The 22,203-nt window shown below is 59.3% G+C and carries 20 protein-coding genes and 3 pseudogenes; 12 read left to right on the top strand and 11 right to left on the bottom strand.

Features of this window, described 5'->3' with window-relative positions; genetic code table 11:
* The first annotated feature begins 450 nt into the window (after positions 1-450).
* The 7 genes from N2599_RS32140 (at position 451) to derI (ending at position 7,643) form a co-directional block, all read left to right on the top strand.
* Complete coding sequence (locus N2599_RS32140; RefSeq protein ID WP_027509058.1) at positions 451-2,028, top strand: FGGY-family carbohydrate kinase; 1,578 nt, start codon at positions 451-453, stop codon at positions 2,026-2,028.
* A 41-nt stretch (positions 2,029-2,069) separates the two neighbouring features.
* Positions 2,070-3,581, top strand: a complete 1,512-nt coding sequence (locus N2599_RS32145) for a glycerol-3-phosphate dehydrogenase (protein ID WP_027509057.1) — start codon at positions 2,070-2,072, stop codon at positions 3,579-3,581.
* Positions 3,582-3,592: 11 nt separating this feature from the next.
* Entirely contained in the window at positions 3,593-4,525 is a 933-nt protein-coding gene (locus N2599_RS32150; protein WP_027509056.1) for a sugar phosphate isomerase/epimerase family protein, read from the top strand.
* Positions 4,526-4,596: 71 nt separating this feature from the next.
* Positions 4,597-5,532 (top strand): sugar-binding transcriptional regulator, encoded by a 936-nt coding sequence (locus N2599_RS32155; RefSeq protein WP_027509055.1) that lies wholly within the window; start codon positions 4,597-4,599, stop codon positions 5,530-5,532.
* A 99-nt stretch (positions 5,533-5,631) separates the two neighbouring features.
* Entirely contained in the window at positions 5,632-6,408 is a 777-nt protein-coding gene (locus N2599_RS32160; protein ID WP_027509054.1) for a DeoR/GlpR family DNA-binding transcription regulator, read from the top strand.
* Positions 6,405-7,175, top strand: a complete 771-nt coding sequence (locus N2599_RS32165; protein WP_027509053.1) for a triose-phosphate isomerase — start codon at positions 6,405-6,407, stop codon at positions 7,173-7,175. Before N2599_RS32160 ends, N2599_RS32165 begins: the two co-directional genes overlap by 4 nt.
* A gap of 12 nt (positions 7,176-7,187) precedes the next feature.
* Positions 7,188-7,643: a D-erythrulose-4-phosphate isomerase gene (gene derI / locus N2599_RS32170; protein ID WP_027509052.1), complete on the top strand. Its 456-nt coding sequence runs from the start codon at positions 7,188-7,190 to the stop codon at positions 7,641-7,643.
* A gap of 171 nt (positions 7,644-7,814) precedes the next feature.
* Here the strand turns inward: derI and dhaL are convergent, their stop codons facing one another.
* The 7 genes and pseudogenes from dhaL to pdxR form a co-directional block, all read right to left on the bottom strand.
* Positions 7,815-8,465, bottom strand: a complete 651-nt coding sequence (gene dhaL / locus N2599_RS32175; RefSeq protein WP_027509051.1) for a dihydroxyacetone kinase subunit DhaL — start codon at positions 8,463-8,465, stop codon at positions 7,815-7,817.
* Positions 8,466-8,482: 17 nt separating this feature from the next.
* On the bottom strand, positions 8,483-9,478 hold the full coding sequence (locus tag N2599_RS32180) for a dihydroxyacetone kinase subunit DhaK (RefSeq protein ID WP_027509050.1): 996 nt from the start codon (positions 9,476-9,478) through the stop codon (positions 8,483-8,485).
* Between the two features lie 22 nt (positions 9,479-9,500).
* Positions 9,501-9,755: pseudogene (locus N2599_RS32185) on the bottom strand (SDR family oxidoreductase); the annotation flags it as partial.
* A 1,134-nt stretch (positions 9,756-10,889) separates the two neighbouring features.
* Positions 10,890-11,003 (bottom strand): annotated as a pseudogene (locus N2599_RS38010) (ABC transporter ATP-binding protein); the annotation flags it as partial.
* 39 nt (positions 11,004-11,042) lie between these two features.
* Positions 11,043-12,391, bottom strand: a pseudogene (locus tag N2599_RS32195) (DUF7986 domain-containing protein).
* A gap of 121 nt (positions 12,392-12,512) precedes the next feature.
* On the bottom strand, positions 12,513-12,719 hold the full coding sequence (locus tag N2599_RS32200; protein ID WP_156915237.1) for a LysR family transcriptional regulator: 207 nt from the start codon (positions 12,717-12,719) through the stop codon (positions 12,513-12,515).
* A gap of 126 nt (positions 12,720-12,845) precedes the next feature.
* Positions 12,846-14,303, bottom strand: a complete 1,458-nt coding sequence (gene pdxR, locus N2599_RS32205; RefSeq protein WP_027509048.1) for a MocR-like pyridoxine biosynthesis transcription factor PdxR — start codon at positions 14,301-14,303, stop codon at positions 12,846-12,848.
* Between the two features lie 74 nt (positions 14,304-14,377).
* Between pdxR and N2599_RS32210 the strand changes: the two genes are divergently transcribed.
* The 4 genes from N2599_RS32210 to N2599_RS32225 all read left to right on the top strand — a co-directional run bounded on the left by N2599_RS32210 (position 14,378) and on the right by N2599_RS32225 (position 16,505).
* On the top strand, positions 14,378-15,001 hold the full coding sequence (locus N2599_RS32210) for an FMN-binding negative transcriptional regulator (protein ID WP_027509047.1): 624 nt from the start codon (positions 14,378-14,380) through the stop codon (positions 14,999-15,001).
* 30 nt (positions 15,002-15,031) lie between these two features.
* Positions 15,032-15,727 (top strand): B3/B4 domain-containing protein, encoded by a 696-nt coding sequence (locus N2599_RS32215; RefSeq protein ID WP_027509046.1) that lies wholly within the window; start codon positions 15,032-15,034, stop codon positions 15,725-15,727.
* Between the two features lie 146 nt (positions 15,728-15,873).
* The gene (locus N2599_RS32220; RefSeq protein ID WP_027509045.1) at positions 15,874-16,122 is read left to right on the top strand and encodes a type II toxin-antitoxin system VapB family antitoxin; all 249 of its coding nucleotides are present in this window, start codon (positions 15,874-15,876) and stop codon (positions 16,120-16,122) included.
* The gene (locus N2599_RS32225) at positions 16,119-16,505 is read left to right on the top strand and encodes a type II toxin-antitoxin system VapC family toxin (RefSeq protein WP_027509044.1); all 387 of its coding nucleotides are present in this window, start codon (positions 16,119-16,121) and stop codon (positions 16,503-16,505) included. Before N2599_RS32220 ends, N2599_RS32225 begins: the two co-directional genes overlap by 4 nt.
* A 405-nt stretch (positions 16,506-16,910) precedes the next feature.
* On the opposite strand, the gene N2599_RS32230 is transcribed toward N2599_RS32225, so the two are convergent.
* From N2599_RS32230 to N2599_RS32245, 4 genes are all read right to left on the bottom strand, one after another.
* On the bottom strand, positions 16,911-17,600 hold the full coding sequence (locus N2599_RS32230; protein WP_027509043.1) for a formylglycine-generating enzyme family protein: 690 nt from the start codon (positions 17,598-17,600) through the stop codon (positions 16,911-16,913).
* A gap of 29 nt (positions 17,601-17,629) precedes the next feature.
* Positions 17,630-18,667, bottom strand: coding sequence for an aldo/keto reductase (locus N2599_RS32235; RefSeq protein ID WP_027509042.1), 1,038 nt, complete (start codon positions 18,665-18,667; stop codon positions 17,630-17,632).
* 132 nt (positions 18,668-18,799) lie between these two features.
* A complete protein-coding gene (locus tag N2599_RS32240) occupies positions 18,800-19,663 on the bottom strand; it encodes a helix-turn-helix transcriptional regulator (RefSeq protein WP_051336485.1) in 864 nt (287 codons plus the stop codon).
* 55 nt (positions 19,664-19,718) lie between these two features.
* Entirely contained in the window at positions 19,719-20,597 is an 879-nt protein-coding gene (locus tag N2599_RS32245) for a LysR family transcriptional regulator (protein ID WP_027509041.1), read from the bottom strand.
* 131 nt (positions 20,598-20,728) lie between these two features.
* Between N2599_RS32245 and N2599_RS32250 the strand changes: the two genes are divergently transcribed.
* Positions 20,729-22,156, top strand: coding sequence for an LVIVD repeat-containing protein (locus tag N2599_RS32250; protein WP_156915242.1), 1,428 nt, complete (start codon positions 20,729-20,731; stop codon positions 22,154-22,156).
* Positions 22,157-22,203: the final 47 nt, after the last annotated feature.

Genomic DNA, 22,203 nt, shown 5'->3' on the forward strand with positions numbered 1-22,203 from the left:
AGAGCAGCATAGTTGGAAGCAAATGCACAATCCATCTCCGCGTGCCTTAGCCTCTGGAGACATATAACTATCTGTTGCAGCTATATATTATTGAGACAAGGGCAGCGGCGATTGCCGATGACGGCGTGGCAGCCCATCATTTCCAAGCGGCAAGCGATACTCCTTATGCCACTCATTTTATCTGAAAAAAATTTCAGTTCTAGCAAAATCTTACTAGCATTATGGTATCATTATGTTATGTTCGCTACGAGAGTCGTCGGAGCTTCGGCTCGCATATTTCCATCCAGGATACTGCAAAAGGCAGCGCGCTTGCCGCATCCGGCAGAAAGACCGAAGTTGGCAGCCGGATGCCTCATCCCAACCTAATTTGCCGATCGGGAGGACTTCAGATGAATTGGACGCGCGCAACACCCGCCGTAGCGTTCGCAATCGTGGCGAGATAGTCCTGCGATGACATCGACTGAGAAGATCATCATCGGGATAGATGCCGGTACCTCCGTCATCAAGTCGGTGGCCTTTGATCTGTCCGGCCGCCAGATCGCCACGGCCTCCGTACGCAACAGATACGCGACCGGTGACGATGGCTCTGCAACGCAGTCGCTGAGTCAGACCTGGCTCGATTGCGCCAGCGCGTTGCGCGGCCTCGGAGAAAAAGTACCCGATCTCGCATCACGCACCGCAGCCGTCGCGGTCACGGGACAGGGCGACGGCACCTGGCTCGTCGGTCGCGGCAATGCACCGGTCGCCGATGCCTGGCTATGGCTTGATGCGCGCGCCGCACCGACAGTCACGTCACTCGCCGGCGGAAAGCAGAACCGTGCCCGCTTCGAGGCAACGGGCACCGGCCTCAACACTTGTCAGCAGGGTGCGCAACTCGCCCATATGGATCGCTATACGCCGGACCTTCTCGACCGGGCGGAGACGGCGCTGCACTGCAAGGACTGGCTTTATCTCAACCTGACAACCGTTCGGGCGACCGATCCGTCCGAAGCGAGCTTCACTTTCGGCAACTTCAGAACGCGGCAATATGATGCGGTGGTGATCGATGCGCTCGGCCTGAGCCATAGACGGACGCTTCTGCCTGAAATCATCGACGGCACCGAGATCAGCCACCCGCTAACGCCCGAGGCGGCGAGGGCCTGCGGACTTCTTACGGGTACGCCGGTCTGCCTTGGCTATGTCGACATGGTGATGACAGCGCTCGGTGCAGGCGTGCGCAGCGGCGCTCGCAACGCCGCCTGCTCGACGATCGGTTCGACGGGCGTGCATATGCGTGCCAAGTCTGTTGCTGACGTTCAGCTCAATCATGAGGGAACAGGCTATGTAATCGCCCTGCCCATCCCCAGCATCGTCACCCAGGTCCAGACGAACATGGGCGCTACGATCAACATCGACTGGATCCTGAACGTCGCCGCCTATCTGATGGCCGAGGCGGGAGGCAAGCCTGCTTCGCATACTGACCTGATTGCGCGCATCGACGGCTGGTTTGCGGAAAGCCGGCCGGGTTCGGTGCTTTACCATCCCTACATCTCCGAAGCTGGGGAACGTGGACCTTTCGTCAACGCCAACGCACGCGCGGGCTTCACGGGACTTTCGACGCGCCACGGCTTCCCCGACCTACTGCGCAGTGTGATCGAAGGGTTGGGGCTTGCCACCCGCGATTGCTACGAGGCAATGGGCGCGATGCCCGAAGAGCTGCGGGTCACGGGCGGCGCAACACGCTCAGTCGCCCTTCGCCGTTCACTCTCGGCCGCCGTGAACGCACCTATCCGCCAGTCGCGCCGCGATGAGACGGGGGCCGCCGGTGTGGCGATGATGGCCGCGGTGGCTGTCGGCGTCTATTCCAGCATGGATGATTGCATTGCAGACTGGGTGACGCCACTGCTCGGCGAGGCGGAGATTCCGGATGCGAACGAGGCCGCCCGGTTTGACCGGCTATTTGCCGCCTACACCGATGTGCGCCAGGCAACGGCGCCTGCCTGGGACAAACTCGCCGGAGCCGCAACCACATCACCGGCGGGCGAGTAAATCAAGTTCTGATGCAGCGGGCATCGAAGGGAAAGAATAACATGACTGAACCCGAACTCCTGGATCTCTTCGTCATCGGCGGCGGCATCAACGGCGCGGGAATCGCACGCGATGCTGCGGGCCGCGGCCTGAAAGTCGCGCTGTGCGAGAAGGACGATTTGGCACAGGGGACCTCGTCTCGCTCGGGCAAGCTGGTGCATGGCGGTCTGCGCTATCTCGAATATTACGAATTCCGCCTGGTGCGCGAGGCGCTGATCGAGCGTGAAGTGCTGCTCAATGCCGCGCCGCATATCATCTGGCCGATGCGCTTCGTCCTGCCACACAGCCCGCAGGATCGTCCGGCGTGGCTCGTGCGGCTCGGCCTGTTCCTTTACGATCACCTTGGCGGGCGCAAAAAGCTGCCGGGGACACGCACGCTCAATCTGCTGCGCGATCCGGAAGGTACCCCGATCCTCGATCAATACACGCGCGGCTTCGAGTATTCCGATTGCTGGGTCGATGACGCCCGCCTCGTGATCCTGAATGCGGTCAGCGCGGCGGAAAAAGGCGCCACTGTTCTCACTCGGTCGGCAGCAGTCTCGGCGCGCCGTGAGATTGGCAGCTGGATCGTTACGACGAAAAACAGCCTCACGGGAGAGACGCGAACCTTCCGCGCAAAATGTCTCGTCAACTGCGCCGGCCCCTGGGTGATGGATATCATCAATCGTGTCACCGGCTCGAACTCCGGCCGCAACGTCCGTCTCGTGAAGGGTAGCCATATCATCGTGCCGAAGTTCTGGGTCGGTTCCAACGCCTATCTGGTCCAGAACCACGACAAGCGCGTCATTTTTATTAACCCCTATGAGGGCGACAAGGCGCTGATCGGGACGACCGATATCGCCTATGAAGGCCGCGCCGAGGACGTGTCCGCCGACGAGGCGGAAATTGATTATCTGCTGAAGGCCGTCAATCGCTACTTCAAAGAGAAGCTTCGCCGGGAGGATGTGCTGCATAGCTTCTCCGGCGTTCGTCCACTTTTCGATGACGGCAAGGGCAATCCGTCCGCGGTTACCCGCGACTATGTCTTCGATCTCGACGAGACGGACGGCGCTCCTCTGCTCAACGTCTTCGGCGGTAAGATCACCACATTCCGTGAGCTTGCCGAACGGGGCATGCAACGTCTCAAGCATATTTTTCCGACGATGGGCGGAGATTGGACCGAGAAAGCGCCGCTGCCCGGCGGCGAAATTCCGAATGCCGACTACGAGACCTTCGCCAACAGCCTGCGCGATGCCTATCCGTGGATGCCCCGCAAGCTCGTGCATCACTACGGCCGTCTCTATGGCGCCCGCACGAAGAATGTGGTTGCAGGTGCAACTGGCGTCCAAGGGCTTGGGCGGCATTTCGGCGGGCAGCTTTATGAGGCCGAGGCCCGCTATCTCGTTGCGACGGAGTGGGCCGCGACGGCCGACGACATCCTCTACCGCCGCACCAAGCATTACCTGCATCTGAGCGAAGCGCAACGTGCAGCCTTTGGCGAGTGGTTTGCTTCAATCCGCCTTGCCGCAGCTTGAAGGATACTCCCATGGCGCTGACCCTTTCGCTCAATACCAATCCACTGGTCAATCGCTTCGCCGACCTCGACGACCTCATCGAGACGGTTGCGCGAGATTTGAGGATCCGCGACCTCCAGCTGACCCACGAGTTCATCAATCCTAGCTGGCAGGCGCCCGTGATCCGCCGCCTGGCGCGCACCATGAACGCCGCGCTGAAGCGCACGGGTGTGCGGATCACATCAGGCATGACGGGGCCTTACGGCCGCCTCAACCACTTCGGACATCCAGATGCCGATGTGCGCCGCTATTACATCGACTGGTTCAAGACTTTTGCCGACATCACCGCCGATCTCGGCGGTCACTCCATCGGAACGCAGTTTGCAATCTTCACCTACAAGGACTTCGACGATCCGGCCAGACGCGAGGAACTGGTCAAGATCGCGATCGACTGCTGGGCCGAGATAGCCGACCACGCACGCGCTGCAGGGCTTTCCTTCATCTTCTGGGAGCCGATGAGCATCGGCCGCGAGTTCGGCGAGACGATTGCCGCCTGCCTGTCGCTGCAGGGGCGGTTGGCAGCCGCCGGATTGGCCATCCCGATGTGGATGATGGCGGATATCGATCATGGCGACGTCACCTCCACCAACCCCGACGACTACGACCCCTATGCTTGGGCGCGCGCCGTGCCGCCGGTATCGCCGATCATCCACATCAAGCAGAGCCTGATGGACAAGGGCGGACACCGGCCCTTTACTGCAGAATTCAACGTCAGGGGCCGCATTCAGCCCGCGGCTCTGCTCCAGGCGCTTGCCGAAGGTGGGGCAAAGGACAATGAAATCTGCCTGGAACTCTCCTTCAAGGAACGCGAGCCGAACGATCGTCAGGTCATCCCGCAGATCGCCGAAAGCGTCGCCTTCTGGGCACCGCATATCGACACTGGCGTCGCCGACTTGAACATCTGAGGCGCGGATCTTTAAAAGGCAGCACTGCGATACGGCGCAATCGCCGCCTGTGACATTCGAAAGGGACCGTGATGACGGACGCCGATTATACGCTAGCCGTGCGTGCTGCCTGGCTCCACTATGCAGGTGGGCTCACGCAGTCCGAGGTCGCCCGGCGCCTCGGCGTGCCATCGGTGAAGGCGCATCGCCTGATCGCACGAGCGGTTGCTGATGGCGTCGTCAAAGTCACCATCGACGGGGATATCGTCGAATGCGTCGAGTTGGAGATGCGGCTTTCCGAACGGTTTGGGCTTCAATATTGCGAAGTCGCACCCGATCTCGGCGAGGAAGGGTTGCCGCTTCGCGCGCTCGGCCATGCGGGCGCCGGCTATCTCAAGCGCGAGATCGAGCGCGGCGACAATACGGTCATCGGCCTTGGTCATGGCCGCACGCTTTCCGCCGCCGTCCAATATATGCCGAGGGTGAGCGCGAAGGGCCTGCGCTTCGTCTCGTTGCTTGGCGGCCTGACACGAAACTACGGCGCCAATCCGTATGACGTGATGCACCGCATCGCCGAAAAGACCGGTACCCATGCCTATGTCATGCCGGTTCCCTTCTTCGCCAATACCGGCGAGGACCGCGAAGTGTTGAAGGCGCAGCGTGCCGTCAAGGAGGTCTTCGATCTGGCCAACAATTCCGATCTGAAGCTCGTCGGCCTGGGAACTGTCGATGCAGACGCGCAGCTTGTTTTGTCCGGCGTAGTTGAGCCCCGAGAAATGGAGGAAATTGCCGCCGCAGGCGGCGTCGGCGAGATCCTCGGGCACTTTTTCGACGCCGACGGCCACATCCTTGAGACGATGCTAACAGCGCGCACGCTCTCCGCGTCTTTCCCTAAAACCAAGAGCGAGCGGCTTGTGGCGCTGGCAGGTGGACAGGCGAAAGTGCCGGCCATCCGGGCAATTCTCAACAGCCGCCGCCTTTTCGGGCTCATCACGGACGAGCGCACCGCCCAGATACTGCTGAGTTAGCATGTCGCGGCAACACAAATTTATCGCAAAATAACACAAATAATGTTGCTTATCACGAAATTTCTCGTTATTTTGACATCAAACAAGGCAAGGACCGGGATGAGGCGGGAAGAGCGGCAGCAGCTGATTGTTAACCTGCTCATCGAAAACAAGACCGTCGATCTCGACGACCTTGCCGATCGCTTCGCCGTGTCGAAGATGACGATCCATCGCGACCTCGATGATCTCGAGCAGGCTGGCGTCCTGCGCAAGGTTCGCGGGGGCGCGACCATTGATGCCGGAATGCAGTTCGAAAGCGACTTCCGCATTCGCGAGCGCCAGGGCACCGAAGCCAAGCTCGCAATGGCGCAGACCGCGCTGGGCTTGGTCGAGCCTGGAATGACCGTGATGGTAAACGATGGCTCGATGGCGGCCGTGCTCGGGGAAATGCTGCTGCAGAAGCGCCCGCTGACGTTGATCACCAACAACGCGGCGATCATGGAGCGCCTGAAAGGCGAAAGCGGCATCACGCTGATCGCGCTCGGGGGCATTTATTCGGCGAAGTTTAACGCCTATCTCGGCGTCGTCACCGAAGAGGCACTATCGCGGCTGAGGGCCGACATCGCCTTCATTTCGACGCCGGCAGTCAGCGGCAGGCTCGCCTATCACATGGACGACAACGTCGTGCGCGCCAAGCGGGCAATGATCGCGTCGTCGGCCAGAACCTGCCTTCTGGTCAACCACCAGCGCATTGGCCACACCGCACTGCATGTCATGTCGGATCTGGCCGACTTCGACGCCGTTATCACCGACACCGCACCGGATGCCGCTTTCCTGGAGGAATTCGAGCAGGCGGGCATTACGCTCACCATCGCATCAACGCAGGATCCGACATGACCGAGAAACCGCGCTTCTGGATTGGCACCAGCTGGAAGATGAATAAGACGCTTGCGGAAGCCGAGCATTTCACGCGCGGCCTCGAAGTCGCCGATGCCACGCGCGACCCGCGCATCCAGCGCTTCGTGATTCCGCCCTTCACGGCGGTACGCGAGGTCAAGGAGATGCTTGCCAAGACCTCCGTGAAGGTCGGCGCGCAGAACATGCATTGGAGCGACCAGGGTGCCTGGACGGGCGAAATCTCGCCGGTGATGCTGAAGGACTGCAATCTCGATCTCGTCGAGCTCGGCCATTCCGAGCGGCGCGAACATTTTGGAGAGACCGACGAGACAGTTGGCCTGAAGACCGAAGCGGCCATTCGCCACGGTCTCATTCCGTTGATCTGCATTGGCGAGACGCTCTCCGGCCGTGAAAGCGGGAAGGCTGCCGAAATCCTGGCGGCCCAGGTGCGTGGCGCTTTTTCGAAGCTTTCGAGCGGGCAGAAGGGCGCCGAAATCCTGCTGGCCTACGAACCCGTCTGGGCGATCGGCGAAAAGGGCATTCCGGCGACTGCGGATTATGCGGATGCCCGCCAGTCTGAAATCATCGCCGTTGCCGAAGCTATTCTAGGCCGGAAGATCCCCTGCCTTTACGGCGGATCGGTCAACCCGCAGAACTGCGAAGAACTGATCGCGAGCCCGCATATCGACGGGCTTTTCATTGGCCGTTCGGCCTGGAATGTCGAAGGCTACCTCGACATCCTGGCAAAATGCGCCGCCAAACTCTGAGGAGAAAGAACAATGAAGCTTGCCATTGCAGGAGACAGCGCCGGCGAAGACCTCGCCAAAGTTCTGGCCGACCATCTAAAAGACCGCTTTGAAGTGCACGAAGTCTCGCGCACGAGCGCCGGTGCCGATCCTTTCTACGCCAACCTTTCGGACCGCGTCGCCTCGGGCGTCATCGACGGCACCTACCACAAAGCGATCCTCGTTTGCGGCACCGGCATCGGCGTCTGCATTTCGGCCAACAAGGTTCCGGGCATCCGCGCCGCCCTGACGCACGACACCTACTCTGCCGAGCGCGCCGCGCTTTCCAATAATGCGCAGATCATCACGATGGGAGCCCGCGTCATCGGAACAGAGCTTGCAAAGTCGATCGCTGATGCGTTTCTCGCCCATACCTTCGATGACAACGGTCGTTCTGCCGGCAATGTCAAAGCCATGGATGATCTCGACGCGAAGTACAAGGCCCGTTAGTCCATGCTGACTGCGGCGCCGGGGTCCGGACATTGGGGGTTGCCGGCACTTTGTCGAAACCGCCCGCGACCGCCATGCGTGCCGATCATCATCGTCAGGATGTCATGCCCCATGCCGATCGTGCGATCGTCGAGCGGGCCGGCGACCGGCTCTCGCCAAAGCCCAAGATTTTCATGCGGATGGCTGCAGCCTGTCCTCGATGCCGAGCGCCAGCGATTTGAGGATCAGCGCGCAGGACGTCGCACCGGCATCAAGGACACCGAGCGAGCGCTCGCCAAGCCGGCTCGCGCGGCCGACCTTTGCCACCAGATCACGGGTGCTGTCGCGGCCCGCCTCGGCGGCGGCAACCAGGGCATTCAGCGATTCCGCAAACGACTTGCCGTCGCCGTTTGCCGTATCGAATGCCGTGATCGCAGGCACCAGCGTATCGAGAAGCGTCTTGTCGCCGACCTTCGCGGAACCGATGGCCTGTATGCCGTCAAGCCCGCTGTGCAGCATTTTGCTGAACATTGCCGCATCGATCATTGAGGCCTTTTCGATAATTTCGGCGAACTGGATAAACATAACGCCGTAGAGCGGACCCATCGAGCCGCCGATCTCGGTCATGAGGACCGTGCCCAGCGTATCGAGGGCGCCGGCCAATGACATTCCGTTGCCCTTGATCCTCTCGGCCGCCATGCCGAAACCCTTGGCCATGTTGACGCCATGGTCGCCATCGCCGATCTTGCCATCGATCTCGCTGAGATAGGCGCGGTTCTCGATGATCCGGTCAGCTACGGAAAGGACGATGTCTCCGGATGTGGCGTTCTGGAATTGCTGCATTTCGTCTGCCTTTCCGTTCAAAGCATGGCCGGGCACTGAACGTCGACGTCCAGCAGCCGCTTCAATTCTTCATCCAGCGCCATGACGGTCAGCGTCGCGCCAACCATTTCCAGCGAGGTGAAATAGTTGCCGATATAGGTCTTCTGGATCTTCAGTCCGCGTCCGGTGATTTCGGACTCGATCGTGTCATGGAGAATATAGAGTTCGTTGAGAGGCGTGGCTCCGAGACCTGAGACAATCACCGCGACTTCGGTTCCGGCAGCGAGATTGTGGTCGTCGAGAACGGCATTCGCCATGTCGCGTGCAACTTCGCTTGCCTGTTTCAGAGGTTCGACCCGCACGCCCGGCTCACCGTGATGGCCGATGCCGACCTCCATAGTCCCGGGCTCGATCGAGAAATTGGGATGTCCGACAGCCGGCAGGGTGCAGGGACTGAGGCCGACGCCGATCGAGCGGCAGTTGTCGATCGCCCGTTGCGCGACTGCTTGAACCTCTTCGAGGCTTCCACCCTCTGCCGCCTTGGCGCTACCGCACTTCCACATGAAGATCTCCCCGGCGACGCCGCGGCGTTTCTCCCGCTCGTCTGGCCCGGCCGAACACACGTCATCATTGGCGACGACGGTCGTGATGGTGATGCCTTCCTTCGCCGCAAGCTTGATTGCCATTTTGACGTTCATGTTGTCGCCGGCATAGTTACCGTAGAGGCAGACGACGCCACTGCCGCCATTCACTTCCCGCGCCGCGTCAAGGAAACTCTTGGCGGTCGGCGACGAAAACAATTCACCCACCGCGACGGCATCCAGCATGTTGCGGCCGGCATAACCGATAAACGCTGGCTCGTGGCCCGATCCGCCGCCGGTGATGACGCCGACCTTGCCGCTGACCGGCGCATGGCGGGAGACGATAACGCGCGGATTGCTACTTGCGAGCCTGACGATATCGGCATGCGCCTTGACGAAGCCCTTAACCGTATCCTCGACGACTTCGTCAGGATTATTGATGAACCGCTGCATTGTAACTCCTGTTCTCCGTTCGTCAGACAATCGTGTAGCCGTCGTCGATCAAAAGGTCCGCGCCGTTGATCATATCGGCCCCGTTCGAGGCCAGAAAGACCGCGGCTGCGGCTATTTCTTCCGGGAAGGCGAAACGGCCGGTTGGGATGCGCTGCTTCAGCGCCTCACCGCGCGGACCATCCCATGCCTTCCTGCCAAGATCTGTCAGGACGACAGTCGGAGAAATGGTGTTGACGGTAATGCCATGTTTGCCCCATTCGGCAGCAAGCGTCTTTGCTGCCGATGCCGGACGCGCCGCCGGTAACCAGGGGCGACCTTACCACTCAGCGAAAAGTTCAGATCAACCTGTATTGGATCAGTCATGGTTCTCTTCCCGACCTGTCGGAATGAGGGGTGGAAACCCACCCCTGGATGGAATTGCTTGCGCGTGGACAGAAGCGGGTCGACGTTCCCGGCCGTCACCAGCGTCCATGGTACATTGTAATTCTTGTCCTTGCCGTCGTTCCACCCTTATATTTTCGGGTGTCTCTCGGCCGCGTGCTGGAAAGATGGCAATCGCCGCGGACGGCATCTGTTTCACAATATCGAACAGCGCGGCTATTCAGGCAGCTTCTCAAATCTCGAACGACCTCTCAAAAGCTGGCGCCCCGCCACGGTCCTCTGCATGAAGCCACGAGGCCTCCTGAGATCAAACACGCGAGAAAGGTGGTGAGGCTGCTGCCAATCATGAGGAAGTTGCACAGGCCACGTCGCGATGGTTCGGCAAAGCCAAAATGTAGGGAAGGCTCGGTTGCGCGGCATCGCGCGGTTTTCCTGCAGGTGAGCAGAGCAGTTTTCCGGTGGAAAAGAGAGGCTTCGAACGACAAAGCTTGGCCGTAGACGCAGCTTGAAGCCTTAGTTCGTGCATCTTGAAGATGCGACCTATGAGGCGTAATTTCCGACGTCGCCCGCTCTAGGGCGCTGCTCATCATTTCTTGAGCCCCGTACCCTTGCGGGGCTTCTTTTCCCAGCGCGTCATCACCAGGCATCGTCCGGGAGAACACGCGAACTTGTTTCGCGCGCCACGAAAACGCGCTCGCTGTCGTTGCGACCGTGAAAAGCTCTAAAACTCTCACGGACATCATAATGGTCGCTCAACCACTTGCTACTTAGGAGCATGGCCGGTGAGATCCTCGACTGTATCAGAGTGTCGATATCGTCCGTTGCCTTCGATTTCGACGTCCATCGGGCTGATAAAATTGGGGACCTCACCGAGCCATGCGCCTAAACTCCATTGCGTTTATTAGAATTCAGTAAATGGCGCCTTGAAATAATTTTCTTCCTCGCCGGCATCGAAGCTTGCGGCTTGTATCACAACGTGCCCCAACACTGTCGACCGACGAGCCTCACTCTACCGTCACTGAAATGTCCTGCGGCGGCGCCGTGCGATCTCCGAGCGCATATGGACGCGCAATTCAGTGTCGAGATTCGACAGCGGTTCGTCGAACAGGAAAACATCCGGATTACCTGCAGTGGCGCGGCCGATAGTCTCGGTGCAGTATTAGGACACAGACCGACGGCAGGGTTACTGGCGCAGATCGATGACGTCGAGTTCGTGCCACATCCACTCGAAACTGTATGTGGCCATGGGGTCTGCGGAGTTTGGCCGTTTTGCGGATTGATTTTCGAGATATTTCAGCCAATCGGCAACCTGCTGGCGACCGGATGCTGATTTTGCGGCCTGGCGCGGCGTCTTGTTGCCGAGCATGCCGACCGGCTGGTCGAGGGTTTCACGATACTGGCGGTCCATGAACTGATGGACGATCTGCTCTGCGATTTCGGGCGGAATGTCGGATCTCGCTTCTGTCTGATCGGGAGAAGAACGTTCGGCCATCATCTGCTCAGCGGTGCGGATTTCCGTGAGCGGAGTGAGCACGAGATCGCCGAGGATCTTCTGGATCAGGGCCGTTCCTTTTTCCGCACGCTCAGTTGAGTTGGTCGCCAGATGCGGAAGCGACTCTTGAGCTCAACATTTCCCAGCACGCGCAAGCCGCTGTCCATGGTGGTGTCGAGAGAAAGCCCGGCGTTCTTCTTGTTCTTGCTTTGCGGTGGGTCCTCTAACCAGTTCCAGAACTTTGCGCTCTCCTGCGACATGCCGGGAATGCTGTTCACGCGAGGAGCAATGTCCTTCTGGGTTGTGCCGGATGCTAGCGGAAATCTCACATCGTGGAAGACGAGATCGTCCCCGTCGGCATTCTGGAGCCGCGGCATGTCCATTGTCCGCTCAAGCGTGTCGATCAGCCATGAGTGGGTGAACATGGGGGCTGCGGCCAGCAGGTCTTCATCCTTGATGGCCGGCAGTTTCTTTGCGTTTTTTTTGCCGAACACCTGCCGCAGGCCATCGAGCAGTGCGTCGGTAGCTTGCGGCGTGAACGGCAAAAGTCCGCCGGCAAAGACATCTTTTCCCATGACGGAGACAATGCGGGCAGCAATCCTGTCCCACTGCTTCGGCGTTTTCGTGGCCGTTCCCTCGCTGACGGCGAGCGGCTCGCCACCCCGAATGAGGTCACGCGCCATGAGAGACTTGCCCGGAACGACCTCACTGACCTCGTACAAGCTCATGACGGAGGTTCGCAGCGCCGTCATATAGGCTTTTGCCTGGGCATTTTGCTTCCAGCCGCGGCGTTTGAGATATTCATCGACGATGTTACCGCCCTCGACTTCAAAATCCTGAGTGAGGAAATCCTCGAAGGCGCAACCCCAGAGTGTCATGGACCAAACTTCACCGAGGATTTCGGCAATGTCCTCGAAGTCTATGCCGCTGGCATCGAGGACCGGCCTGAAATGGTCGTAAAACACCTCGTCGAAGCATTCACTCCATTCGTCCCGGGCGAGGAATTTCATGAGCCCCTTGAGGTCAGGGCTGGTTGGCATAGAAAAATCTCCAGGTTCTGGCGATGCTCGGCCGCGATGCGTGAAACGGTCGGCACGCTGATATCGTAGAGTCTCGCCGTTTCGGTGCCGCTCTTTTGACCGATGCGAACTTCGGCTTCCCCTAGTTCGCCAAGAGTTCTTGCCCGGCGTTAGTAGGTGGCAGCCCGCGAGAGGTTCTGCTGAGAAATTGCGTCCCGACATGAGCCTCAAGCCCCGCGATTTGTTTGTTCGCGGCAGGCGGTCCGATACCAAGTTCACGACCGACATGGGTGAAGCTGCCATGATCTACGACCCGGACGAACAACTGCAGTGACGAAAATCGATCCACGGAACCATCCCCTATTGGCGTATCGTTGGTACGACCTCTTCAGAACCTCAAGTGACTTTGACCGGCAGCCTTTGCCAGAAAACGGCTGTACAGCCGCAGCACCATGTCCGCTCGGGCTCAAACCGGTCATGCCGACCATAACTTGGATCGGTAGACTCGTTCTAGGTTATCTATCCCCTTTGCAATCAGCGCAACAGCGATTGACGCGTATCCGAATATGAAGCCCGCGCGTTGATCAGTTGGAGCCTCGAACAAGCGCGAGATTGGATAGATGCCGACACCATCCTTCCTGGCACGGGCGGCGAAACTCTCTTCATCGCTTGCCGCCATGCGGTTGAACCACACGACGACATGAAGACCCGCCGACGTTCCTACGATATCAACCTCGCCGCCAAACGCGTCCGCCATTGCTTTTAAGAAAACGGCACGTCTTTCCGCGTTCAGTCGCCTCATCTTCCGAACATGGCTCTCATATGCTCCCGATTCGATCATTGCGGCGAGCGCCTCTTGCTCGAAGCTCGAGCTGTGGCGATCCGTGATCTGCTTGCAACGTACGAAGGGGTCGACAAGCTTGCCAGGCAGCACCATGTAACCAAGTCGAAGTGTCGGCGACAGGGTCTTGGATACGGTGCCGACATAGATGACCCGACCCTGACCGGTAATCGACAGCGGGGGGATCGGACGTACGTCATAGCGATACTCGCCGTCGTAATCGTCCTCGATGATGTAAGTGTTCCCGGCGTTCGCCCATTCAATAAGGGCCTGGCGACGATGAGAGGGTAGGACGCCACCCAACGGAAACTGATGACTGGGCGTCACAAATGCCAGGGCGACATCCTTCGGATCGGGAAGCTGAGTGGTATCCATTCCGTCCCTGTCGCAATATACTGGAATGGACTTTGCCCCTGTAGCAAGCATCACGTTCCGGGCCATCGCGTAGCAAGGCTCCTCGAGGACAACTAAGCCTCCAGGATCGACAAGTACCCGCGCACACAGGTCCAACGCCTGCTGGGAACCGCTGACGATGATCATCTGCGAGACATCGCATTCAATGCCACGGGCTCGCCAGAGATAACCTTGCAAGGCATGGCGAAGTGCCAGATTCCCGGCTGGGTGCTCATAGCCAAGCCGTTCTTTGTGAGCCAGAACGGCGGAGTTCAAGGCACGCCGCCAGGCAAGCTTGGGAAAGTCAGATGAAGCGATGTCTCCGTACCGAAAGTCGTATTGCAAGGCTTCCTGTTCGGCGCTGATGTTCTTCGGCAACGCCATTACGCGCGAGGCATACTCAGACACCTGAGGCGCGGTTTCCCGCCCCTGCGGTGCTTCTCTAGTATCGGCAGGTCGCCCACTAGAGGTGACCGTCGGCCGCGTACCCTGCCGCACCTGAATGTATCCCTCAGAGATCAACTGGTCGTAGGCAGCCGTTACGGTGGTCCTGGAGACACCGAGTTGGTCCGCAAGCGCGCGGCTCGAAGGCAATCTGTCGCCCGGCGCGTAAACGCCAGACATGACTTGGTCACGCAAGGAAAGGTAGATGCGGCGGGTCGCGCCGGTTTTTCTTGAGCCTTTTCGAGACTGGACCAACAAAACATTCCCTAACTGGCGGTGTATTTTGGGCCACCTGATGTGAATAATGCGCTCACGTCAAGGAGATGCTTATGTACACCCCGCCAGCCTTTGCCGTGGAAGACGCGGCCGAACTCTATGCAATGATGCGGCAATGTCGCCTCGCCGATTTCGTAACGGCTACACCCGATGGCCCGATGGCCACACCCTTACCGATGTTCCTCGATGAGACTGAGGCAGAAAAGGGCGTCCTCTATGCGCATCTCGCTCGACCGAACCCGCAGTGGCAGGCCAATGTCATTGGACATGGACTTGCAGTCTTCATGGGACCCGACGCCTATGTGACCCCCTCTTGGTATGCCTCAAAAGCCGAGCACGGGAAGGTCGTCCCGACGTGGAACTACACAGCAATCCATGCGAGTGGGCCGGTGGAGTTCTTCACGGAGGCCGATCGACTGCTTGAGGTCGTGTCGCGCCTTACGGGCATTCACGAGGCGTCACGCCCGCTGCCGTGGGCCGTCACGGATGCCCCCGAAGCCTACATCAAGGCTCAGCTACGCGGCATTGTCGGCATTCGCATGCCGATCGTTTCGCTGCAGGGGAAGCGGAAGATGAGCCAAAATCGGCCTGAGGCTGATCGAAAAGGGGTAAAGCAAGGGCTCGGCGATAGCCCCAGCCATACCGCCCAGATCGTTTCGGACATGATCCCGGTCTAAGGTGAGCAATTGGGTTTGAGTGGAAGTCTGATGTTAGCAATAGATGGTGAGTCACCCGTGATCGACGAACGGATCAAGGAAATCGCGCCTGGATTTAGGGCGATGAGCATTCATGTCGACGCGACAAACGCTGGGCAAGGGAGCCTCTCACCAAAACTTCTGACAGATGCCTGCAATTATGTATTGCAGGGCGGCCCGACCTGGGCTGAGGCCCATTTGGCGAGTTGGGCCGACGCCTATGTCCGATTTGGATCAAAGCCTAAACGGACGCCATGTTCGGCGCAGGCGCTGAGAAGGCGGGTGTTAAAAGACGGATCAATCCCTTCTATCAATCCCATCGTCGATCTCTACAACGCTGTCAGTCTCAAATATGCCATTCCCGTTGGCGGCGAGAATTACGATGCCTATCTCGGACGTCCGCTTTTGACTGTGGCCGACGGAAGCGAGACATTCGAAACGGTCATGAACGGCGAAGCGGTGATCGAAAATCCCCTCCCTGGAGAGGTCATCTGGCGAGACGACGCAGGCGCAACATGTCGGCGATGGAACTGGCGGCAGGGCACCCGCACTCGACTGGATGCTGCGGCTGGACGAATGTGGTTTGTATTGGAAAGCCTTGAGACGATGCCAGACGATGCTCTTGCAGAAGCGTCGGACATGCTCGTCGATGGGCTAGAGACGTTGATGCCCGGTTGCTCGGTGTTCGCTCAGAGAATTGCTGTCTGAAGATGACTTGTCCGCTACGGCGCGAAGGAGACTGGACTGTTTTCAGCATCGACCCACCGGACGTTATTTTGCAGGCTTGAAATCGGCGCGGTTTTTGTATAGAAAGCTAGAAATAATGCTGTTTTTCTAGATGAAGGTTGGCGCTGATGAGCCTCAGCATCAAGGATCCGGAAGCCCATCGCTTGGCACAGGCAATCTCCCACGCCACGGGAGAAAGCATGACTCGCGTCGTGACTGAGGCATTGCGCGAGCGCCTTGCGACAATCGAACGCCGAAAGGGCCGAGCGAGCGTCGAGGAACTTCTGGCGATTGCTGACCGCGCCGCCGCGCACGTGAAACACCCCTATGTCGATCACGCTGATCTTCTCTATGACGAACACGGCATTCCGAAATGATTGTCGATACCTCAGCACTGGTCGCAATCCTTTACCGCGAGCCCGAAGCGGCAAGCTTTGTAAAATTTATCCACGACGCCGAAACGACCAGGATGAGTGTCGCGAATTATGTTGAGTTGTCCATGGTGGTGGAAAGCCAGCTCGGGCCTGACGGTATGCGCCAAGCTGAAGCTTTCTTCCGGCGTGCCGGCATTATCGTCGAGCCCGTCACCGTCGAGCATGGAGAACTGGCACGACAGGCTTTTCTCGATTTCGGCAAAGGCCGCCACAAAGCCGGTCTCAATTTCGGCGACTGCTTTGCCTATGCTTTGGCCAAGGCATCTGGCGAACCGCTGCTGTTCAAGGGCGACGACTTTTCTCAAACCGATATCCGGGCGGCCTGATCATGGCCGACGATGCACGGTTAATCGGACACAGTCCCCACATCGTTCCTGCTCAGAGCGAACCCCCTCCCCGCCAGCACATCTGCTGGATCTGACGAAGCGCGCCCGCACTTATGTCGTGGCCGCCAGTTCCGCCAACACCCGCCGCGTCGGGGCCAGTATATCGACCGCCCCAATATCCCGATCCGGCAATGCCGAAGCGATGATCTGTCGCTGTTCGTTCCCTAGCAGCTCTCAACGTGCTGATCGCAATCGAGCCGTCTCAGGACGAATTTCGGCATGGTGTTGGATTTCATTGGTGGCCGAGCCTGAGAATGCCGTAGCCGGTCGTCGCCCTCACCGTGCACTCAAGGCAGCGATGGCCGAGCGCGAGACCCCGCCATGACTGGTTTGAAACAGCCAGAATCACGAGGGCGACGGATACGCACAACGAAATCCGACATAGACTGCGTAAAAGTCGAACCGCTTCCACTGCATGGCGTCAGCTGTCGTCTGTTCACTGCCATACCACCACGAGCCGCCCGCCGTGAGCGCCTCTCCGCCGCGCCGATCCGCAATCCACTCCCAGACATTGCCTCCCATATCGTAGAGACCGTTGACGCCCGGGGGCGTCGATCCGACGCTCGCATGGCGAGGCCAGGGATCGCCATCTCGCGTGTTCATCCCGTCGGCTGTCTCGCCGGAAGGAAAGCGGTAGACACGCCCAGCTTCGAAGCCGGCCGATGATGCCCGCGTTTCGGTGTAGGCGGCACGACGCCACTCCTGTGCGGTTGGCAGTCGCCCGTTGCGCCAGCGGCAAAATGCGGACGCCTCGTCCCAGCTCACATGTACGGCCGGCTCGTCAAGGGACGCGGGTTCAACGCCGAACGGGCGATAGACGGTCCAACCGGCGCGACGCTCCCAGCCAGAACCCCACTCGAAGCCGCCGCCCGATTTCTCGGCGGCGGTCTTAAGACCGGTCGCTTCCGCGAATTCACGAAACTGCCCGATGGTGACCTCGCTAGCATCGATCACGAAATCTCCGATCGCGAGACGCCCTCCGACTTCGGCGCCCGCCGCAGAGGCAAAACCGACAGTGAGTCCGATGAAAAGCAAGGCCTTCTTTCCGCACCCAATTCCCACGCTCAGCTCCTCCTGAACGGCCATGTGACAACCCCACCATAGTTCTTGCCCGGATAGGGCGGCTGGCGCAGCGTATTGGCGAAGCCCTTGATACTTTCCATCTGCCGGACCATCCTCGCCCGCATGGCTTCATCCGGGAGATTGCCGTAGAGAGCGCCCACGTTGTCGGTCAGGTGGTCGGGATTGCTCGTCGCAGGTATCACATTTGTGACGGCCGGGTGGGCGATGATGAACTTCAGGAAGAACTGCGCCCAGCTCTTTGCGCCGAACTCTGCGGCGAATTCGGGAAGCGGCCTGCCCTCGACGCAGGTGAAGAGCCGCGCCTTCTCGAATGGGATGTTGACTTGGACGGCAACGCCATTGTCCGCGCAAGCCGGCAGGATGCGCGCCTCCGCCTGGCGCGAGAAAATCGTGTAGTTGACCTGAACGAAGTCGAGATCACCACTGCGGATCAGCCGCTCCATGGTATCGTAATATTCGGGGCTCCACTGCGTAACGCCGATATATCGGACGCGCCCCTCGCTCTTCCATCGCCGAAGCGTATGCAGGACTTGATCGACATTTTCCAGACTGTGAACCTGCTGGACGTCCATCCTGCTGCGCCACAGCCGCTCCATCGAACGGCGGAACTGTGCTTCCGAATGGCTTTCATCGGAAAGCCATTCTCCGGTCGTCCACGTCTTGTTGGTGATGAAGAGATCGTCGGCGATACCAAGTTCGGTCGCGAAGTCGCCGACGCTCACCTCCGACATGCCATACAGCGGAGACGTATCGACCACCCGTCCGCCAGCCTCATGAAAGCGGCGCATAATCTCACGGATGTGCGCACGGGGTTCGCCCGGGAGCACGTCGAACGTCTCGAATGTGCCGAGGCCGACGACCGGAATCTCCTCCCGGGTCTTCGGGATCGCCCGCCGGATGATGGACCGATCGGCTGTCGCCTGGGCAAATGCGTGGCCGCCACCAATGGACCCGACTGCCATCGCGCCGATCGCCGCGCCCGCAGCCTGCAAGATTGTCCGCCTGTGAACTCGTCGCATCTCAGTCTCCGTGCCTTGTTTACCAGACTCGAGGATTAGAGTTTTCGCAGCGGAAGGTCGCTCACGATCCTGATCGGGAGCGCGGAAAACTGATATTTTTTGGAAAATGTCGCCAGACCGTTCAAACACATTTCAGTGAGATCGATATTCTGACGGAAGGCATCCCACTACTCTGCGAAATACCCGCGCGAAGTGCGTTGGACTTGAGAATCCGACCGAAAACGCGAGTTCTGCAATATTGGTCGGGTGTCGCGCGAGCATTTGAACAGCCCTCTGCACCCGCAACTCGTTTATGAATTGAAGAGGAGTTCGTCCGGTTGATGCGCGGAAGGCGCGATGAAAGTGACCGTCCGATAGGTCAATCAACCTCGCTAATGTCGCGACGCGGATTTCTCCAGGCAACTGAGCCTCAATGTAGTCGGCGATGCGGCGGAGCATCCATGGTGGCAGCTTCAGGGGGCGCTGCGCAGCCGGCCGGTTTCCCGGTCCGTAGCGGATCTTCAGATGCTGGGCGAGCGCCATCAACATCCCATCGAGGTATGCGGGATCAAGATGACCATCCTGGTTTTGGTGCCAAGCGAGTTCGCTCAGCAAAGCGGCCAAAAACCGGTCATCCCTAGTGCTGAACGCGCGAATTTTGGCGCCGTCAGTCAAGTCTCGGAACCGGCCGGGCGAGATCGCGATACCTGCCCAGCGCCATGACACGGCTTCAAGCCTGAGGCGACGCTGGGAATTTGCCGGCAAGATGGAGACGGAGCCGGGCGCATCGATGCCATCGTAGCGGTATCCGCAATCGGTCACGTAGCGGTGGCGAGCGGCACCGCCTTCCAAGGTGCCCATAACAAGGTGGCTGGTCGAAAGGATCGAGCCCTCTACAAGATCAGTATAGCCCCGACGCGCCACATCGAATTGTCCATCCGAAAAGGCAAAGGTGCTGTGTTCGCTGGCGCGAGAACTGAGATTCTGAAGGTAGTTGGCATGTCCGGCGACACTCATTGCGCTCTCCCTCTATGACTTCCCCTGATAACGCATCATTGCGGCCTTGTTTCCCTCACAACGTCTCGCGCACGATTTCGAGGAAAGCCTTCAGCACCGACGAGGGCTGTTCACGCCGGTAGATGATCGACGTGTCGATAGACAAGCTTCGGCCCTGAATAGGGCGATAGACGACGCCGCTCCGGCGCAGGTTTTGCAGGCAGGCGGGTAGCAGCGAGACGCCCAGCCCGACCGATACAAGTCCGATGATCGTCTGCTTGGGCGTTGCTTCGCGCACGATCCTCGGGCTGAAGCCGGATGAACGGCACAGCCCGATGATCTCGTCATAGAGGGACGGATTGATGCTGCGTGGGAATTGAATCAGCGCTTCGGAGGCCAGGTCGGCTAGCGGGACCTCTGCTTCGGAGGCCAGCCGATGCGTTTCCGGCAGGGCCACGATCAGCGGTTCGACCAGTATGCTTTCGACCTTCAATGCCTTGTGAACGACGGGAGGATGAATAAAACCTATATCGAGCTGGCGTTCGACCACGGCCCTGACCTGATTGGGAATGCGCAGATCGGTCAGGCTCAACTCGACCTCAGGATAGCGCTCGGTGAAGCGCCGAACGACAGAAGGCACCACGCTGTAGATAGCCGCGTCGATGAACCCGACGGCCAGATGGCCGGTTTCGCCGCGATCGGCTTTGCGTGCAAGCTCCACCGCTTGCTCTGTCTGATGAAGCACGGCCCTCGCTTCATCAAGGAACACGCGCCCCGCCGGAGTCAGCTCGACCTTACGTTTGGTGCGCTCCAGCAGGCGCACACCCATGAACTGTTCCAGTTGCTGGATCTGCTTTGTCAGAGGCGGCTGCGAGATATGCAGGCGCGCCGCAGCACGCCCGAAATGCAGCTCTTCCGCAACAGCCACGAAGGACTGCATCAGCTTGTAGTCCATCCTTTAATTCCCAAATCGAATTACTGATTGCTCAAACGATATTGGACGAAAAATATCGAGCATGCAAAATCAGCAAAGTTGCAAGACCGGGAGACATGCTTTTGAGAGATTCCGAGATTTCACGCCGCCAGATGCTGAAGGCGCCCCTAGTTGCAACGATTGCCGCGGCGTCTCAGTCAAGTCTTGCCTGCGAGGCGCTTGACCAGCCCATTCCTGCTGCCTCGCCAGCGCCCGTTGGCGCATTTGCCCACAATGTCGAAGCGGTGGGCTATACCGATTTGGAACATCGTCCAGCCTTCAAGATGGCGATCAGGCATGTTGGCGGACGCTGGTATCTTTACACCGGTCACTTCTGGCACTCGGGCTGGAGCATCGTCGATGTGACCGATCCGGCTAAGCCCGAGGTCGTCAAGTTCATGCCTTATCCCAATACGAATACTTGGACTCTGCAGATGGACTTGTCCGGCGACACAATGGTGACCGCTCTTGAGAGACCCTTTGCAAATTTCGGGGGTGACCCCGCCGCGCCTTTCGATGAAGGCGTTCTGATCTGGGATATCGCTGATCCCATCAATCCGAAACAACTCGGTCACTACCAGACCGGCGGTAGTGGCACGCATCGCAATCTCTATCCCGGCGGGCGTTATGTCCACCTTGCTGCTGGCATGCCTGGGTACAAGGGCAACATCTACGTCATCCTCGATATTTCGGATCGCGCGAATCCCCGCGAAGCCGGACGCTGGTGGGTTCCAGGCCAGCACGAGGCGGGAGGCGAGGCAATCGGATCGACGGACTCCGTCGCTGAATCCGGTGAGGCGACTGACCACTATCGGTTGCAGCTTCGAGCGCAATGCATGTGCGGCGCTTTCTGTGCGAGTGCGGGCGAAGACGTGTCGCTGCACGGCCCTCCCTATGTCGTGGGAGATCATGCCTATTTGCCTTATGGCGCGGCGGGCATTGTCGTGCTTGACATCAGAAACGTCTCGCAGCCGAGGCGGATCGGCGGTCTGAGCTTCAGCCCGCCCTTCCACTCGCGCTTCGGCGTGCACGGCGTGCTGCCGATCCAAGAACGTGGTATCGCTTTCGCCAACTCGGAGAACGTCACCTACGGACGCGGCCCGATGCACCACGCGTCGATCATCGATATCTCCGATCCGAATGAACCATTCCTGCTGTCGCTTCTGCCCGAGCCCATACCGCCCGAAGGAGCTTCCTATACCGACTTCACGACTCGTGGCGGCTGGCGCGGGCCGCACAACATCAATCATCACCAGCATCACCCCGACGTGCAGAAACAGGGCGATCTCTTTTACATCGCACATTTCAATGCGGGGCTGAGGGTCTACGACGTCTCAAATACTCGGCTTCCTCGCGAGGTCGGCTACTTCATTCCGCCGGAGCCAAACCGACGCTACGGCCCCATGCCGGAAGATAAGCTGGTTGTTCAGACCGAGGACGTGGTCGTGGATCGGCGCGGCTTCATTTATATAAGTGACAAGAACCAGGGGCTCTGGATACTCCGCTATACCGGCCCGCAGCCGGGAACGGATCGAACGTGATTGTTACATTCACCCTGGAAAGACTGTTCGGGTACCGCCTTCGCAAA

This window comes from Rhizobium sullae, assembly GCF_025200715.1.
GTDB classification, from domain to species: Bacteria; Pseudomonadota; Alphaproteobacteria; order Rhizobiales; family Rhizobiaceae; genus Rhizobium; species Rhizobium sullae.

Coding starts and splice junctions, on each gene's coding strand:
- N2599_RS32180 (WP_027509050.1), bottom strand. CDS start 9,478: ATGCAGCGGTTCATCAATAATCCTGACGAAGTCGTCGAGGATACGGTT.
- N2599_RS32150 (WP_027509056.1), top strand. CDS start 3,593: ATGGCGCTGACCCTTTCGCTCAATACCAATCCACTGGTCAATCGCTTC.
- N2599_RS32210 (WP_027509047.1), top strand. CDS start 14,378: ATGTACACCCCGCCAGCCTTTGCCGTGGAAGACGCGGCCGAACTCTAT.
- N2599_RS32140 (WP_027509058.1), top strand. CDS start 451: ATGACATCGACTGAGAAGATCATCATCGGGATAGATGCCGGTACCTCC.
- N2599_RS32160 (WP_027509054.1), top strand. CDS start 5,632: ATGAGGCGGGAAGAGCGGCAGCAGCTGATTGTTAACCTGCTCATCGAA.
- derI (WP_027509052.1), top strand. CDS start 7,188: ATGAAGCTTGCCATTGCAGGAGACAGCGCCGGCGAAGACCTCGCCAAA.
- N2599_RS32220 (WP_027509045.1), top strand. CDS start 15,874: ATGAGCCTCAGCATCAAGGATCCGGAAGCCCATCGCTTGGCACAGGCA.
- N2599_RS32145 (WP_027509057.1), top strand. CDS start 2,070: ATGACTGAACCCGAACTCCTGGATCTCTTCGTCATCGGCGGCGGCATC.
- N2599_RS32235 (WP_027509042.1), bottom strand. CDS start 18,667: ATGCGACGAGTTCACAGGCGGACAATCTTGCAGGCTGCGGGCGCGGCG.
- dhaL (WP_027509051.1), bottom strand. CDS start 8,465: ATGCAGCAATTCCAGAACGCCACATCCGGAGACATCGTCCTTTCCGTA.
- N2599_RS32215 (WP_027509046.1), top strand. CDS start 15,032: ATGTTAGCAATAGATGGTGAGTCACCCGTGATCGACGAACGGATCAAG.
- N2599_RS32225 (WP_027509044.1), top strand. CDS start 16,119: ATGATTGTCGATACCTCAGCACTGGTCGCAATCCTTTACCGCGAGCCC.
- N2599_RS32155 (WP_027509055.1), top strand. CDS start 4,597: ATGACGGACGCCGATTATACGCTAGCCGTGCGTGCTGCCTGGCTCCAC.
- N2599_RS32250 (WP_156915242.1), top strand. CDS start 20,729: ATGCTGAAGGCGCCCCTAGTTGCAACGATTGCCGCGGCGTCTCAGTCA.
- N2599_RS32165 (WP_027509053.1), top strand. CDS start 6,405: ATGACCGAGAAACCGCGCTTCTGGATTGGCACCAGCTGGAAGATGAAT.
- N2599_RS32245 (WP_027509041.1), bottom strand. CDS start 20,597: ATGGACTACAAGCTGATGCAGTCCTTCGTGGCTGTTGCGGAAGAGCTG.
- N2599_RS32240 (WP_051336485.1), bottom strand. CDS start 19,663: ATGAGTGTCGCCGGACATGCCAACTACCTTCAGAATCTCAGTTCTCGC.